Source organism: Marivita cryptomonadis (assembly GCF_002115725.1).
In the GTDB taxonomy this organism is placed as follows: domain Bacteria; phylum Pseudomonadota; class Alphaproteobacteria; order Rhodobacterales; family Rhodobacteraceae; genus Marivita; species Marivita cryptomonadis.
The window spans coordinates 1-847 of record NZ_JFKD01000098.1 but is presented as its reverse complement, the minus strand read 5'-3'; the positions used below and the strand labels follow the sequence as shown (position 1 = coordinate 847).

The 847-nt window shown below is 61.6% G+C and carries 1 protein-coding gene; it reads right to left on the bottom strand.

What is annotated here, in order from left to right; translation table 11 throughout:
- Window positions 1-9 precede the first annotated feature (9 nt).
- Window positions 10-729, bottom strand: a complete 720-nt coding sequence (locus tag MCRY_RS22470) for a hydratase (protein ID WP_085633989.1) — start codon at window positions 727-729, stop codon at window positions 10-12.
- Window positions 730-847: the final 118 nt, after the last annotated feature.

The following is an 847-nucleotide window of genomic DNA, read 5'->3' as shown; positions in this document are numbered from 1 at the left end:
CCAAAAGGATCAGCGCAACTGACAGCTGATGCTACCGAACCCATCAATATGACCGACCACATCGGTCGCTGCCGGAAAATAGTGCAGTCCCGAGAGTGAGCCGGTGATCACTGTCTGCCCGATCTGAAGCCCGCCACAATGATCGCCCAGATGGGTGCAAAGCAAGGCCAGGTTGGTCAGCGCGGAGCCTCCGGGCACCGTGGCGCTCCCAGAAAGGACGATCTGCGATCCGCAGGTCAGGCGCGCGTCGAGCGTGCTGAAGTCCTGCCCATTCCAGCGCTGCAGTTCTGGACCAAGCACGAGCCCGTCATTGATCTGCATGTCCGCCAGTTTCAGCAGCGGATCGTTCTCCGCCCCCGTAAGCCGGGTATCGACAAGTTCCAGAACAAGGCGAGGCCGAAAGACTCGGGCTGCGTCCTGCATCGGGTCTGGACCCGGCGATGCGATCACCTCGAACCCGATTTCCAGCTCGATCCCCAATCGATCCCGAACAGGCAGGGCCGCGCCGCTTGGAAAAGTCTTCTGAGCCGGGATCGGCGCGATGACCGGAGGCTCCTCGGCCCGACGGGCCACCTTGAAGCCGCTCACCTTGCCAATCCGGGCCTGCACTGCGCGCTGCACGGCAAGCGCCTGCTGGTAGTCCGGTGAGGGCAGGGCCGAGGCATCGGCCCGCGATCCGCTGTTTCGAGCGTCCAACAGGGCCTGTGTCAGGGTATCTATCGTCCGCATCCACCGGGCCTTTCATTGTTCGGGTGCAAAACAGCATGACGATACCGGGACAAAGACACAATCTCATAGCCCGCAGAGGGTGATGTTGTTTGGCCGGGAAAAATGCGCATTGGCTTTT

Coding starts and splice junctions, on each gene's coding strand:
- MCRY_RS22470 (WP_085633989.1), bottom strand. CDS start 729: ATGCGGACGATAGATACCCTGACACAGGCCCTGTTGGACGCTCGAAAC.